The sequence below is a fragment of the Micromonospora alfalfae genome (assembly GCF_022230925.1).
Classification (GTDB): domain Bacteria; phylum Actinomycetota; class Actinomycetes; order Mycobacteriales; family Micromonosporaceae; genus Micromonospora; species Micromonospora alfalfae.
On the sequence record NZ_JAKKFH010000062.1, the window covers coordinates 107,652 to 121,615 of the forward strand.

The window sequence follows — 13,964 nt, forward strand, 5'->3', positions numbered from 1 at the left end:
GATCGTACGACAATCAGGAGGTACCAGGGTATGACGGTCTTATCGCCCTCCCGCCCCGCCGCCATCGAACGCGCCCTCCGCGACGCTCGAACCTGGTGCGCGGGACACACCATCGACGACCGACCAGCCCTGGTCCACGCGCTGCGCGTCGCAGTGACCATCGGGCAACACGTCCCCGCCCCAGCACAGGACGTCATCATCGCCGCACTCCTACACGACGCACCGGAATTCGCCCCGAGAGAGCGGGGCGTCTACCAGACCCTCACCGCCAACTACGGGACCGAGGTCGCCCGGATCATCGCCGCTCTCCAGGTCGAACACCGCGCCCTTGATGAACCCGACCCGCCCATCCGCGTCGACGACCAACCGGTGCTACTCGCCTCCACCGCCGACAAGATTGTCGCCCTGACCTCGCTGCTACGTCGGGCCCAAAGCTCGGGCAACGCACCGGACTTCTTCGACCGGCGCGCGGCGCTACGCGGACTACTGCCGCACTTTCGGGCGTTCCAACGCGCCGCACATCCTCGGCTGCCCGCCAGCATGTCGGCGCATCTCGACGCCGCCCTCACGCCGCTCGAGCGCGCCACCGCTTATCCGCAGCGAGTGGGTGCGCGGTGAGCAGCGGCACGCTCGACGAGCAGCTCTGCACGCAGCTACGAGGCGACCTGCTCGCCGCATCACGACGAGTGCCGACGCAGCGACAAATCATTCAGGCATGGGAGTTGTCCTCCGTCGAACGCTGGTTCTACCCCGACCGCCGCAGCCTGATCTGCAAGATCGCCACCGCACCGTTCACCGGCGAAGCGACCGTCCTTCGCGCGCTCAACAACCAGCAAGACCCAGTCCCGCTGCTGAACGGCTACACCCTGCGCCCTGACGGGCTAGGCATGCTGATGGAGGACCTGGGCGAGCCGAGCCGGATCGCGACGTTCGCAGAGGCGGCCGCCGCGGCCCGATGGGTCCATGCAACTGCCGGCATCCCCAACCTCCCTACCTTCGACGAAGCGAGCTTGGCAGGGCTACCAGAGCATGGACTCGACGTGTTAGACGAGCTCCGTCGGCAAGGGCGTCTCTCCCACGACGCGGAAGGGATCGAAGCGGTGCTGCAGCGACTCGCTGCCACCGCACGACACAGAGCCGACGGTGCCGAGCGGCCACCGTTCGGGCTGTGTCACGGCGAATTCCACCGCACGTCGCTGCACGTCAGCCGCACCGGCTGCCGCGTCGTCGACTGGGCCAAGGCGTTCAACGGGCCGGGCCTACTCGACCTGGCCACCTGGTTCGGCACCCGCACACCCACCGAACCTCGACTCCTCACCAAACTCATCCACGCCTACGTCGCCGCGGGCGGGCATCCAGACACTGAAGCCGACCGGGGCGGGCTTCCCGCTGCCCGATGGGCGCTGGGCTGGCACCGGGTGTGGGCAGCCTGCTGGCTGCTCACTACCACCGCCGCAGGCCACTACCAAGCTCCCACCGATCGGCGCCACACCCAAGTCGTCCTCCGGCAACTCCACGGCGCAGCGGAACTGCTCGGAGCACCGCCCATCAGCGCCAGCCGCTCATCATTTACTACAGGAAGATTCTCGTGAAGCGCCTCATCGTCGACACCCACGCCTCGTCCTGCTACTTCCGTACCTCCGTCGGCGGCGACGGGCGCAAGGCGTTGGTGCAGATCACCGAACGCTGCAACCTGCACTGCGCCCACTGCTTCGTCTCCTCGACCGCAGCCGGGTCCGACCTGTCCGGGGTCGACTTCACCACCCGCGTGCTGCCACGGCTGCTCGACGCCCGCGTCGAACGCCTCACGCTCACCGGGGGCGAGCCCTTTGTGCACCCCGACCTGATCGCCATGTGCCAGGCCGTAGCCGACCGAGACCTACCGCTGGGAATCTGCACCAACGCGACGCTGACCCGCGACGCTGACATCGACGCCCTGGCCGCCCTCGGCAACGTCCACGTCAACGTGTCCTTCGACGGATTTCGTCCCGACAGCCACGGCAAGTTCCGCGGTAACCGGTCGTCGTTCGACACCACCGTCGCGACCACCCGCAAGTTCGCCGATGCCGGCTTACTCAAGGGCCTGCTGTCCACACCCAACGCGCTGACCACCCCGCAGGAGTTCGCCGACCTGTGTGCGTTCGCCGTCGACGTCGGCGCGGAATACGTGCTGATGAACCCGCTGTCGTCCTTCGGCCGAGGAGTGAAGAGCCGCAGCAAGCTCGCCGCGACCACGACTGCCATGGACGCGATCCGGGCGGTGACCGACCGTTTCGCTGACCAGCTCGATCTCGTCCGTATTCGCTTCCCCAACGACAACCTGCCGCTGGGTGGCTGCGACGCCGGCAAGCTGATCTACGTCTTCGTCGATGGCCAGGTCGCCGTCTGCCCCTACTTGGTCTTCGCCGCCCGCACGCCCGCCTCAGCGCACCGCGACACCGAGTTCCTGACGGGCAACATCCTCGACGGGGAGGCTGGACCCAGCCTCGACGCCTACGACTTCCACACCCGCTACAAAGTCGGCGCCAACCCGACCTGCGGCTCCTGCCAGGTGGCCGGGCAGTGCGGCAAGGGCTGCCCGGCTGCGGTCGTCGCCGCGGGTGGCCGCATAGGCGACGTCGACAGCGACCAGTGCCCCATCACCAAACCCAACGGCCGTCGCTTGCTGCCGCTGTCCCCGTCGAAGGGGTGAGCAGTCTGTTCATCGCCGTCGAAGGGCCCAATGGAGTCGGCAAAACCACGATCGCCCGCCTTCTAGCCGACCGTCTCGCCGAACTCGGATCGGCCGGGGTTCACCTGACCGGCGAGCCCACCCGCACACCCTTGGGTCAACTCCTGCGCCGGCAGGAATCCTTCCTACACGGCAAGGCCTTGGCCCTCGCTGTGGCGGCGGACCGGGCCGCGCACATCGAAACGGAGATCATCCCCCGGCTCGACGACGGACTCCACGTCGTGACCGATCGTTACGTCGCCTCCTCGCTGGTGCTGCAGCGCATCGACGGCCTCGACCTCGGTGAGATCTGGTCCTACAACCGCTACGTCCTGCCCGCTACCGTCATCTACCTCGAAGACCACCCAGAGGTCATCCGCACCCGACTGGCAGCCCGACCGCAGCTGACCAGGCTGGAGCTGGCCGGCTCACCCGAGAAGGAACTCATCCTCTACCGCGACGCCGCGGCTCACCTGCGCCGCCAGCAGTGGCGTCAACACGTCGTCGTCTGTCACGGCCTCACCCCCGAGCAGGTGGTGGACACTATCCTCGGCCTGCTACCCGCCGACGGCCCCTGACCAGCGAGGCTCACCGTGCTGTCCATCCTGACGATCAACGTGCAGGCCACTGCGCTCGCCCGGGCGCAGAACCTTCTGACCTGGCTGCTGCAGCGCGACGACCACGTGGTCATCCTGACCGAAACCAGCAACGGACCCGGCACCCGTCACCTGCTCAGCGGCCTGCGCGCAGCCGGGTTGTTCATCACTCACCAGCCCTCAGCGGACGGAGACCGCGGCTGTGCCATCGCCAGCCGTATCCCCACCCGCTCAGCCCCACACCTCACCGCGGGTATCAGCCTGCCTGGCCGGGCCCCCGCCCTCACCCTCGACACCGACCCTGCCGTGACGATCCTCGGCCTTTACGTCCCCTCCAGCGACCGGGCGCCGGCCAAGCTCGCCAAGAAGCGGACCTTCCTCACCACCGTCACCGACACCCTGGGCCGACTACCCACCACCGACCGCGCACACCTGGTGGTCGGCGGGGACTACAACGTCATCAGCCGCGACCACCAGCCCCGCTACGCCGGCTTCCGACCCTTCGAGTACGACTTTCTCGACGCTCTCACCGCACTCGGGCTCACCGACGTCCACCGGACTCTGTACCCCAAGGTGCAGGCACACAGCTGGATCGGCCGAGCCGGCAACGGTTACCGCTTCGACTATCTCCACGCCGGTGCTGGTTTACTGCCCCATCTGGCAACCGCCGCCTACCTGAACCAACCTCGCCTTGATGGCCTCACCGACCACTGGGCGCATAGCGCCGACATCGACATACGGCGTACCGGCGGGCGCGGCGCCGGTACTGCCAACACCGAAGCTTCCTTAACGTCCCGTACGTCTTCCTGAACGAGCGGCAGAATAGGCGCGTGATCCTCTGAACGATCGCCACGGCGGCCGCGCGTCCGTCAAACCGACCGCTACGACATGCCACTCCTGCAGTTCAGTTGAAGACAGCTGAGCACGGCGGCCGAGGTTCACAGTCTGGACAGCCGGGGCGCCAACACCCGCGGACCCGACCACCTCAGATCGGTGCCGACGTCCTAACAGCCACGCTCGTCAGATTCCAGATCAGTGTGTCGTAGGTGTCCACGACCCGCAGCATCGGCACACCGAGCGAGCGAATCATCGCGTCGAGTCCGTGCTGCACCTGTTCACCCGAGTGTTGGGAGCTGACCACCCGCTCCACCTCGACGAACGCGCCGAGCCCGTCGACGACGTCCACGCAGACTGTCGCGCCGTCCCAATCGCCAGTCCGGCGCTGCTTGACGATCCGCACTGTTGGCACCCAACCCATCGTGACGAGAGCAGCGTGCATCGCGTCGCGGTCGAAAATCACGCACTCGTGCTCTAGACACGCCATCTCGTTGTCGATCGGCTTCTTCACGGTGAACAGATGGCGACCCTCCTGGGTGCGCAGACGCGCGAACGGCACACCGACCTTCGACATTCCGTACGACCAGCCGGCTGGTGCGTACGCCTGGTCATCCTGCACCGACGGCTCCGTCAACACCACCTGCCGCCGGGCGAGCGCCGCCATCAACCCTCTCGGGTCGTCAACGCGGTACTTGGCTTCAACCTCATGATCATTGTTGGCTGATTCGTGGGTCACGAGCAGGAAGCCTACGAGAGTCGCAGGTCACGCAACCTCAGAGGACCGCGAGGGCGATGTCGGAACTTTGTTGGAAGAATGTTGGGGAAGCCGCTGAGTAGCCGTCACGTCACCGACCTGCACTACAGTGCCCCCACGCCACCGTGTCTCGCCTCGCGCGAGCGTCCGTACTCATCGGGAGCTGCTGATGTCGAGCGTGCCGCCACAAGACGTGGCCAAAGCATGGGTCGCCCTTGGTCAGATGCTGGCCCGCAGCCGTAAAGCCGTTGGTTACACGCAAGAGACGTATGCGGCTCGGGTGAGCTATGGACGGAGCACGATCGCAAACGTGGAAACCGGCCGGCAGCGCGTGGGGCGCGACTTCTGGACCCGAAGCGACGAACTGTTGGGGACCGGCGGGAGACTGTCCCAGGAATACGATCGCATCCGGCTCGCCAGCACCCGGTACATGCCCAGCGGCATGGCTGCCAATCAGGCATCTCAGGTCGCTGCCGAGCCGTCGTCCTTCACCGCTGGGGAGATGCTTGCTCGCCCGTCCGGAACCGACTACCTGATGGGCGAGTGGAACAGCTTTTCCACGCTCACCAGCATGCTGGCCCAGCAGCGCCAGGCCGTGTCACCCGACGCGTTACTTGGCCTGATCGAGGCCCACCGTGATTGCCTGTCGGCGCTGTACCGCAAAGCAGGCCGTGCGCCCGTCCGCGCTGATATCGGAGCGATGCTCGCCGAAGCTTCGATCGTCGCCAGCCGGTTGTGGAGCGCACAGGGCAACCGTGCCCTCGCGCTCGCTCACTGTGCCTACGCTCGCCAACTCGGTGACCGGCTCGGCAACCGCAGGATCAGCGCGACTGCACGCATCTTCGAGAGCAACCTCCACTCGGAAGCCGCCACCCTGATCGGAGCAGACGGCGACACCATGATCGGCCTGCGGCTACTCAATGAGGCCGCCCAAGCGTCCGCCGATCTCAGTCCCGCCGCACGAGCTCGAGTGGCCGCCGAGCAGGCCCAAGCCTTCGCCGCCCTGCGACTTCCACGCGAGGCCACGGCGGCCCTGAAGCGGGCAGAAGAAGCGGTCAACGACTTGTCACCCGTTGACTGTGTCGGCCTCTACAGCGACTGGAGCAGCGCTCGCCTCCACGTCTATGCGGGCACATGCCATCTTCTTCTCGGCCAGCCCCACCAGGCTGTGACCGTGCTCGAAAATGCAGCACAGATGCTGGAGCACGATCATGCCAACGTCAACGTCGCCTTGGCAGCAGTCGTGGATCTCGCCAGTGCCTACGCCGAGGCCGGCGAACTTGAACAATCCTGCACCCTGCTTGGCAACACCTACGACCAGCTGAAAGCAGGTGGAAATCATCGTGGCATTGCTCGAGCTCAACGAGCCCGACAGCGGTTGGCCCGATGGCACGACGAGCGGGTTGTCCTCGAACTCGATGAACAGATGGCCGCCTAACGAGCAGCCGGCGACCCGCCCGCATTCAGCAGCGAACTGACGGCGGCCACCACTGTCGTCGGGTCGAGACTGTCAAGTATCAGGTCAGGTTCGTAGGACACCAGCTCTCGACGCCCAATCCGGTGAGCGACGACGGCGACACGAAACCCGGCGTGACGCGCGCAAGCGATATCGTTGGGCGCATCCCCGATGAGGATCACTCGATCGGAATCAAGCGGCTCACCGTAGACCGCGGAGTAGCGCTGAGCCACGACTGCCGGAAGCTGAAAGCGATCTCGCGCGTCCGACCCGAACCCGCCGATGCGAAGATCAAGAAACTCATCCAAGCCCGCCACGTTCAGCTTCACGTCGGCGGCCGAACGCAGATTGCCGGTCAGCACGGTCTGGATGAAGCCACCATCGTGCAACTCCGCGATGCTCGCCGCGGCGCCTGGATACGGCGGCTGAACCTCAGCCAACTCCTGCCGACCTTCTTGCATCACCGCGGCAATGGCCTGACGGAAGGCGGGTATGCCCGCCTCCGCAGCTGACGGGTCCACGCCCGAAGCGATCGCCGTGTCGACGGCGATCGACTCGTCTGTATACCCATGTACCTTGTTGTCCGGGAAGACAACCTCGGACTGCGCGATGCCGTACGCACGAGCAATCGCGCGCGTCAGCCAGCGCAAGTCCGCGGGGATGAGCGTCCCGTCAACGTCCCAGATGACCAAGCCGGCGCTGCTGTGGTTCATGTAAGCATCGTGGCACCCTCGCCACGCCCACCGACAGTAGGCCCGCCTTGGTTTGCGGCCGGCCGACCAACCGGGGCCTCCTGGGACTACCTCAAGAGGGGTGGCGGGTCGGCGGTGTAGTAGGTGATCAGCTAGGGGTGCTGCGGGACCAGGCCCATACGTCGGGCTGTTGGGCGGCGACGGCCATGTCGAACGCCGCGCAGACGTACGCCCGCGCGATGCGGAAGGCCCGTAGGGCCAGGTGGAGGGCGGCCCTGCCATGTGTGCGGCGGACCAGCAGGCAGAACGACGCGACATCCGGGATGAGTCCCACCAGCTCTACCTCCAGGCTGTCAGGGGCAGTCAGCAGAATGGACAGCATGACCACACCTTCCGCAGCGGCGACCGCTGTCGACCTCGCTGACGACGCCGCCTACCTTGAAGCCGTCGCGCAGGCGCGGAAGGCCGCCGATGCCTATTACGGTTCCGGCGAATCTGACTTGGACGACGAGACCTACGATCGGCTGCTGCGCGGTATCACCGCGTGGGAGGACGGGCACCCCGGGCAGGTCGCGGTCGACTCCCCGTCCCAGCAGGTCGCGGGAGGCGTGACAACTGGCGACGTCGCGCACCCCGTGCCGATGCTCAGCCTGGGCAACGTCTTCTCAGACGAGGAACTGACGGCCTGGGCCGCGTCGCTGGAGCGGCGGCTGGGCGGAGCCGCAGTGGCAGGCTGGGCGGTGGAACCCAAGCTCGACGGTGTGGCCTTGGCAGCCCGCTACCGCGAGGGCCGGCTGGTTCAACTCGTCACCCGCGGCGACGGGACGACCGGGGAAGACGTGTCCCACGCGATCGGGGACATCATCGGCCTGCCCATGACCCTGACCGAACCGGTCACGATCGAAGTGCGGGGCGAAGTCCTCATGACCGAGGACCAGTTCGCCGCTGCGAACGAGCTGCGGATCACGCACGGCGCCACGGCCTTCGCCAACCGCCGCAACGCCTCCTCGGGCTCACTGCGCGCCAAGGACCGTGCCTACCGAATCGGGCAGACCTTCCTGGCCTACGCCGCATTAACCCACTCCGAGCACACCGACGATCCCGGCCTCGCCGCGCTCACCCACACCCAGCTCATCGCCCGCCTCGCCGATCTCGGGCTGGGGACGATGGCCGACACCCCGCTCGCTACCCGGACCTACGTGACCCTTGACCAGGTGGTGAACCGGGTGCGCGAGATCGGTGCCCTGCGTGCAGGGCTCGACATCGAACTGGACGGTGCCGTGATCAAGGCCGACAGCCCTGCCGACCAGATCCGGGCGGGGATGGGCTCTCGCACCCCGTACTGGGCCACCGCCTTCAAGTTCCCGGCCGCCCAGAAGATCACTGTGCTGCGCGCCGTGCAGTGGAGCGTGGGCCGCACCGGTGTGATCGCCCCGCGGGCCGTCCTCGACCCCGTGGACGTCGCCGGCACCACCATCACCTACGCCACGCTGCACAACCCGGCCGACATCACTCGCCGGGGCCTGATGCTCGGAGACCACGTCATCGTCTACCGAGCCGGCGAAGTCATCCCCCGCGTTGAAGGCGCGGTCGCCGGCCTGCGCACCGGCACCGAGGAGCCCATCGACTTCCCCGAACTCTGCCCGCGCTGCGGTTCCGGCATCGACCGCAGTCAGGAGCGGTGGCGCTGCGCGCGGGGGCGCTCCTGTGGCCAGAAAGAGGCGATCCGGTACGCCGTGGCCCGCGACGCGCTCGACATCGACGGCCTCGGCGAGAAAGTCATCGTGCAACTCGTCGACATGGGGCTGATCGAGGACTTCGCCGACTTGTTCACCCTCACTCGCGATCAGCTACTCGCCCTGGATCGCATGGGGGCCAAGAGCGCCGACAACCTGATGGCCGCGATCGAGACGGCCAAGTCCAAGCCCCTCAATCGCGTCTTCTGCGCCCTCGGCGTCCTCGGTACCGGCCGTTCCATGTCGCTGCGCATCGCCGCGCACTTCGGGTCCATGCAAGCCATCCGAGACTCCGACGCCGTCGCTTTGGAGCAGGTCAACGGCATCGGCAACGAGAAGGCCCCCGTGATCGTCGAAGAACTGGCTGACCTGGCCCCTGTCATCGACAAGCTCGTCGCCGCAGGCGTGAATATGTACCAACCGGGCTTCGTTTTTTCTACTCCCACAGATGCTGAAGGCGAGGCCGAGACGTCCGCCCAGGAGGCGAAGAGCGAGCTGCCCTTGGCGGGGATGACCGTGGTGGTGACCGGCGCGATGACCGGGCCTCTCTCGGACCTATCTCGAACCGAGATGACCGAACTGATCGCCAAGGCAGGGGGACGCGCATCCTCAAGTGTCTCTGCCCGCACCCACCTCGTCGTCGCCGGGGAGAAGGCCGGCAGCAAGCGCGACAAGGCCCGGGCACTGGGCATCGAAGCCATCACGCCCGAGGAACTCGCCCAGCGCCTCACTGGACACCTAACGTGAATAGGGGTAGATGAGCAGGCCCACGTCGACCGGCGACGTTGTTGCGACTCTGGTTCGCAAGGCAGCTCATGCCTCGATGGTGGATTCCGTTGTTCCGATCGTCTTCGCTGACCTGGTCGCCGGCTAGGCCCTGATCCACGCTGGTGGCCGACGCAAACGGCCAGTTCGTCGGGGAAACGGATGTCGTGACGACTGTGGCAGACAGGCGAGGCCGTCGGATTCAGGTCAGCCGCCGGGTGCTCCTGCAGGGCGACGGTGCACGACGCCACCGCGGTAAGGCGCGCCCTCGTGACACAGGTCATCGGGCCGTCGCACAATCCGTGGCATGAGTGCGGACGAAGTGCGGCCGCCGGTCATCCTGCGGGTGCAGCAGCCCGCCGACCCGGTCGGCGCGGTCACCGAGGAGGACGCGGCACGGCGAACGGTGACCTACCCGAAGATCCGCATCGGCGCCCCACTGTTCGGCCACGCGGTGCACATAGATCGCGGGCGGTGGCAGGTGTACGCCGTCATGTCGGATACGCCGCAGGCCGCGCGGGACGAGCTTGCGCACCACCTCATGGAGCAGCTCGACGAGACCACTGACCCCCCGCTGGCTGCGGAGTTGACCACCGCGCTCGGCGTCCTGGACCGGGAGAAGGTGAACGAGGTGGTGATCAACGGTCGCGTGCACCGCATCGTGCGGGTGGACACGTTCGCGCGGTTCGGCCCGGACGGGCCTGAACCGCCCCGACCCACTGACCGCGACCCCCGCGACGCCGAGGACCACGACAGCTTCCTCGCCCCAGAGATCGTCATCGACCCAGACGGGGCGACCGGCCTGAGTGAGGCAATGCTGCGGGCCGAGCTGACGACCTCGCACTACCCCCGCGCCCAGGTGCCCGCCAACGTATACGCCGACAGCGTCGCCGCCGTCGCCTCCCACCCAGTCGGGGTCATCCTGCCGACCCGCTACGCCGCAGCCGAATCCGTCGGCGGGTCGTGGCGGCCCTACAGTCGCGCGGTGGCCACACCGCAGCTGGCCCGCGACGAGATCGCCTTCGGCCTGCGCCACATCGAACCGCGCCTGCTGAGGCTGACCGACGACCAGGCCGCCGCCTACCAACAAACCGCCGACACCCTCGATACCAACCCTGTCGACGACGTCACCGCGCTCGGACGCCACTTCCGGGTCACCCGCATCGAGACCCTGCTGCGCATGGGCGCCACCGGCCCGGAAATGCCCCGACCATCGGACCCCGATCCAGACCAGCCACCGGGCGCGGGCCGCCAGCGCTAAGACGAGCAACGGCATCACCATCGGGCTGGACAACCACCAACCGGCCACCACCCTCCTAGCCAAGGCCGCCCAAGCGCTTCACGGAGACTGTTCGGCGAACGCCGGGCAGCGGGGTGATCCTCACCGGGTTCTTGAGTCGTACACCATCGGCGCGTGAGGAGCGGTACATGAAGTTGATCTGGATCAACGGTGCGTTCGGCGCGGGGAAGACCACTCTGTCGGAGAGGTTGACTGCGGAGGATCCTCGGCTGTTGATGTTCGATGCGGAGTTGCCAGGGTTCATGCTCCGCGAGATAGTTCCGCTGCCCGCGAGCGGCGATTTCCAGGATCTACGAGTGTGGCGTCGTAGCGTGGCGGATACGGCGATAGCACTACTGGAGGAGTACGGACGCACGCTCGTGGTACCGATGACCGTGGTGGTGCCGTCGTATCTTGAGGAAATTTTCGGTCGGTTGCGTGCCCACAGCGTGGGCGTCGACCATTTCTTCATCGACGTGCCCTTCCGCGTCCTTCAGGCTCGAATTGAGGCGCAGTCGATCTGGCCGGATGACCCGGCTCGTGATGCGCAGGTGCGTACGTGGCGGCTGGAGCAGGTGAACCGCTGCGTTGCCGCTGTCGGTTTGTTGCCGGTTGACACGGTGGTGCTAGATGGTGAGCTGCCGGTAGCGGAGTTGGCGTCGCAGGTGTTGGCGCGGCCGGCTCAGTCGTGATCAGACGTGCGGCCCAGAGCCCACGGTCGCTTGGACTGCGGCATTGTTGGCCGCCAACGAGGCAGCGGGATTGCCACAGTCGTTGTACTCGCCGGTGATGTGGTGGATCAGTACGTCGTTGTCGCGGGCGAAGGCGATCGCGGCGTCGGTGGCCTGGCACTCACCGTTCGGCGCCGGAGCCATGGCCTCGCCGGCCAGTCGTAGGCTCGTTAAAGTGAATGGTCAGTGGGTCACAAGCCAAGGGGCGCGGTCGCCACCGTTGTCCACTCGTAACTGCGATGTTCTCGGCGCAGCGCGATCAGCGTTGCTTGCCGGATGGTCACCCAGGCTGGTGGCTGGTGGCGGATGGCGTTGAGGCGGTCGCGGATTGGTGCGGTAGGCGCTTGCGAGCCGCTGTAGGCGATCGTCACGTGTGGCCGGAATCCTTCTGAGGCCTCCGGCACGGTCTCCCATACCGCGTTGATGGCATCGCGGATGGTGGCTCGGAGTTGTTCGACGCGGTCCCAGGGACGGACGAGCAAGCCGATTCCTTCGGCGTCGGGGTCGACCGGGCCAAGTGACAGCTCTAGAGGCGACATGCCGGCGCAGCGTCGCCGGGTTTCGGTGACGACTGCTTCGAGGTCGCTGTCGGTGACCTCGTCGGTGAAGCCGAGGCCTTGCATGGTCAGGTGGAGCCCGTCGAGCGGCACCAGGTCCAGTCCGGGCAGAGTGAGTTGGCGTTGCACGTCGCTGACGAGGTGATCGAGTTCCGGTTGATGTTCAAACGTGAGGTGCCAGGTGTAGAACTGGCGGTCGGCCCGCCAGCCCGGGCGCCAGTACCAATGGTTGGTGAGTTCGGGCAGGGCCTGGTAGGCGGTCCAGCGCTCGTGCAGGCTGGCCAGTTCCCGGCTGCTCATGACAGCGATGGTAGAGCGGCCTGTCCGGTGGCAGCGACCTGTGTGCGGTCGACAAGCAGGTCGGCAACGTGCCGTAGCTGTGGGTGGCGAGCGAAGGGGTGGGCGGCAGCGAGGAACTGACGGGCGCGCTGGTGGACCGATTCGAAACGCTGGTCCGCGGTGAGAGTGAGGGCCTCCGCCGCCAGTGCGCCTGCTTCCTCGGGGTCGGGGTTGTCGGCGTGCAGGTGTGCGGTGGCCAGGTCGAGGCGGCTGAGTGCACGCGGGCCAGCCAATCCTGCGGTGTCGAACGCGGTGATCGCGGTGGTGAGATGGTTGGTGACGCCTGCGGTACGGCCGAGCGCCAGGTAGGCGGTCGCCGCATTGGCCGCGGTCCTGGCCGCGCAGTACGGGCCGAGGGCGAGACTAGCGCTGACGGAGGAGCCGGCCGGGTAGTCGGACAGCATGGTGAACGCGTAATCGACGGCGCGGTCGACGCCGTACCGATCGCCGAGGCGGGCGAGTGCCCGCGCCTGACCGTTGATCGTGAGGCGGATCCGGTGCGCGCTGGCGCCGCCACGGCGCAGGCCGTCCTGGGCGTAGGCCAGCGCGTCATGGTAGTCACCGGCGTAGAAGGCGATCAGGCTCTGCGTGGCCCGTGCCCAGGCTTGCGCTTCGGACTGCTCGGCAGCCTCGGCGAGGTCGAACGCTTCGGCGGCATAGGCGTGCGCCGCACCGAATGCGCCGAGGTCAAGGGCGAGTGCGCCGAGAAGGCCAGACAGGTGAGCGGCGACGGCGTAGAGCCGGGCGCGTTGCGGTGGGTGCTGCCGGCCTGCCATGAGCTGGTCGACGTAGGACCGAAGCGGTCGCATACGCGCCATGAGGATAACCGGGGTGAGGCGCTCGTTGTCGGCGATCGCCTGCCGGACCTCGCGTTCCAGATATGCGAGACGAATGTTGTCATCGACGGAAGACTTCAGTGCCAGACGGCGGGCGTTGATGGTGTCCTCGCGCTCCCAGAAGACAGCACCGCCGTTCGCTGCAGGGACTTCGCGGCCAGCGTCGGGCGTCACCGGCACTGACGTGCTCCTGACCGCCTGGATCGCCGCTGACCGTCGTCGTTGGCGGTCCAGCTCGGTGATGCGGTCGTACTCACTGACGAGCGCGTCACCGGTTTGCAGGACGATGTCGCAGCGCGCCCAGAAAGCACGGTCCGGGTGCTGGTGGCCAGTCTCGGTGCTCGCCACGGAACTGCGGCCGTATTGCACGAGCCGCGCCAAGTCGTGCTGGGTAAGATTGCCAGCCCTACGCAATTGAGCGAGTCGGCGGCCGAGTGCGCGGCGGGCAGCCTTGATCTCGTCGCTGTCAGCCATCGCTGCTACCTCCGGTCGACTGCAGACACTGTGGCCATGGTCCGTGGAGACCATCAGTGTCGCCTGTGACAATCTCGCGGTCCGGCGAAGCATACGAGCATCTCAGCATGCACCGGTGCAACCGTTGATCGCTGAGAGACCGTGCAAAATCGTCAGATGCCCATTATCGACAGTGGCGGCAGCCCATGGCAGGGCCACAATG

The 13,964-nt window shown here is 66.9% G+C and carries 15 protein-coding genes; 9 read left to right on the plus strand and 6 right to left on the minus strand.

What is annotated here, in order from left to right:
* Nucleotides 1-30: 30 nt before the first annotated feature.
* The 5 genes from MED01_RS33475 to MED01_RS33495 are packed head-to-tail and all read left to right on the plus strand — an operon-like array spanning nt 31 to nt 4,116.
* Nucleotides 31-618, plus strand: a complete 588-nt coding sequence (locus MED01_RS33475) for an HD domain-containing protein (RefSeq protein ID WP_238672455.1) — start codon at nt 31-33, stop codon at nt 616-618.
* Complete coding sequence (locus tag MED01_RS33480) at nt 615-1,592, plus strand: phosphotransferase (protein ID WP_238672457.1); 978 nt, start codon at nt 615-617, stop codon at nt 1,590-1,592. Before MED01_RS33475 ends, MED01_RS33480 begins: the two co-directional genes overlap by 4 nt.
* The gene (locus MED01_RS33485) at nt 1,589-2,692 is read left to right on the plus strand and encodes a radical SAM protein (protein WP_238672459.1); all 1,104 of its coding nucleotides are present in this window, start codon (nt 1,589-1,591) and stop codon (nt 2,690-2,692) included. The genes MED01_RS33480 and MED01_RS33485 overlap by 4 nt, the downstream gene beginning before the upstream one ends.
* Nucleotides 2,689-3,288, plus strand: coding sequence for a dTMP kinase (gene tmk / locus MED01_RS33490; protein WP_238672461.1), 600 nt, complete (start codon nt 2,689-2,691; stop codon nt 3,286-3,288). The genes MED01_RS33485 and tmk overlap by 4 nt, the downstream gene beginning before the upstream one ends.
* A gap of 15 nt (nt 3,289-3,303) precedes the next feature.
* Complete coding sequence (locus MED01_RS33495; protein WP_238672462.1) at nt 3,304-4,116, plus strand: endonuclease/exonuclease/phosphatase family protein; 813 nt, start codon at nt 3,304-3,306, stop codon at nt 4,114-4,116.
* A gap of 175 nt (nt 4,117-4,291) precedes the next feature.
* On the opposite strand, the gene MED01_RS33500 is transcribed toward MED01_RS33495, so the two are convergent.
* Nucleotides 4,292-4,879, minus strand: coding sequence for a class IV adenylate cyclase (locus MED01_RS33500; RefSeq protein ID WP_238672463.1), 588 nt, complete (start codon nt 4,877-4,879; stop codon nt 4,292-4,294).
* A 187-nt stretch (nt 4,880-5,066) separates the two neighbouring features.
* On the opposite strand from MED01_RS33500, the gene MED01_RS33505 reads away from it, so the two are divergent.
* The gene (locus tag MED01_RS33505) at nt 5,067-6,335 is read left to right on the plus strand and encodes a helix-turn-helix domain-containing protein (RefSeq protein ID WP_238672464.1); all 1,269 of its coding nucleotides are present in this window, start codon (nt 5,067-5,069) and stop codon (nt 6,333-6,335) included.
* On the opposite strand, the gene MED01_RS33510 is transcribed toward MED01_RS33505, so the two are convergent.
* Nucleotides 6,332-7,066, minus strand: a complete 735-nt coding sequence (locus MED01_RS33510) for an HAD family hydrolase (RefSeq protein ID WP_238672465.1) — start codon at nt 7,064-7,066, stop codon at nt 6,332-6,334. The genes MED01_RS33505 and MED01_RS33510 overlap by 4 nt on opposite strands.
* 127 nt (nt 7,067-7,193) lie before the next feature.
* Nucleotides 7,194-7,427: a hypothetical protein gene (locus MED01_RS33515; protein ID WP_238672466.1), complete on the minus strand. Its 234-nt coding sequence runs from the start codon at nt 7,425-7,427 to the stop codon at nt 7,194-7,196.
* Between MED01_RS33515 and ligA the strand changes: the two genes are divergently transcribed.
* The 3 genes from ligA (at nt 7,426) to MED01_RS33530 (ending at nt 11,517) form a co-directional block, all read left to right on the plus strand.
* Entirely contained in the window at nt 7,426-9,528 is a 2,103-nt protein-coding gene (ligA, locus tag MED01_RS33520) for an NAD-dependent DNA ligase LigA (protein WP_238672467.1), read from the plus strand. The genes MED01_RS33515 and ligA overlap by 2 nt on opposite strands.
* Nucleotides 9,529-9,853: 325 nt before the next feature.
* Nucleotides 9,854-10,807, plus strand: coding sequence for a DUF5954 family protein (locus MED01_RS33525; protein WP_238672468.1), 954 nt, complete (start codon nt 9,854-9,856; stop codon nt 10,805-10,807).
* A gap of 167 nt (nt 10,808-10,974) precedes the next feature.
* The gene (locus tag MED01_RS33530; RefSeq protein WP_238672470.1) at nt 10,975-11,517 is read left to right on the plus strand and encodes an AAA family ATPase; all 543 of its coding nucleotides are present in this window, start codon (nt 10,975-10,977) and stop codon (nt 11,515-11,517) included.
* Here the strand turns inward: MED01_RS33530 and MED01_RS33535 are convergent, their stop codons facing one another.
* The 3 genes from MED01_RS33535 to MED01_RS33545 are packed head-to-tail and all read right to left on the minus strand — an operon-like array spanning nt 11,518 to nt 13,762.
* Entirely contained in the window at nt 11,518-11,700 is a 183-nt protein-coding gene (locus MED01_RS33535) for a hypothetical protein (protein WP_238672471.1), read from the minus strand. It abuts the gene before it with no gap.
* Between the two features lie 47 nt (nt 11,701-11,747).
* A complete protein-coding gene (locus tag MED01_RS33540; RefSeq protein WP_238672473.1) occupies nt 11,748-12,413 on the minus strand; it encodes a 2'-5' RNA ligase family protein in 666 nt (221 codons plus the stop codon).
* The gene (locus tag MED01_RS33545) at nt 12,410-13,762 is read right to left on the minus strand and encodes a helix-turn-helix domain-containing protein (RefSeq protein ID WP_238672475.1); all 1,353 of its coding nucleotides are present in this window, start codon (nt 13,760-13,762) and stop codon (nt 12,410-12,412) included. Before MED01_RS33545 ends, MED01_RS33540 begins: the two co-directional genes overlap by 4 nt.
* Nucleotides 13,763-13,964: the final 202 nt, after the last annotated feature.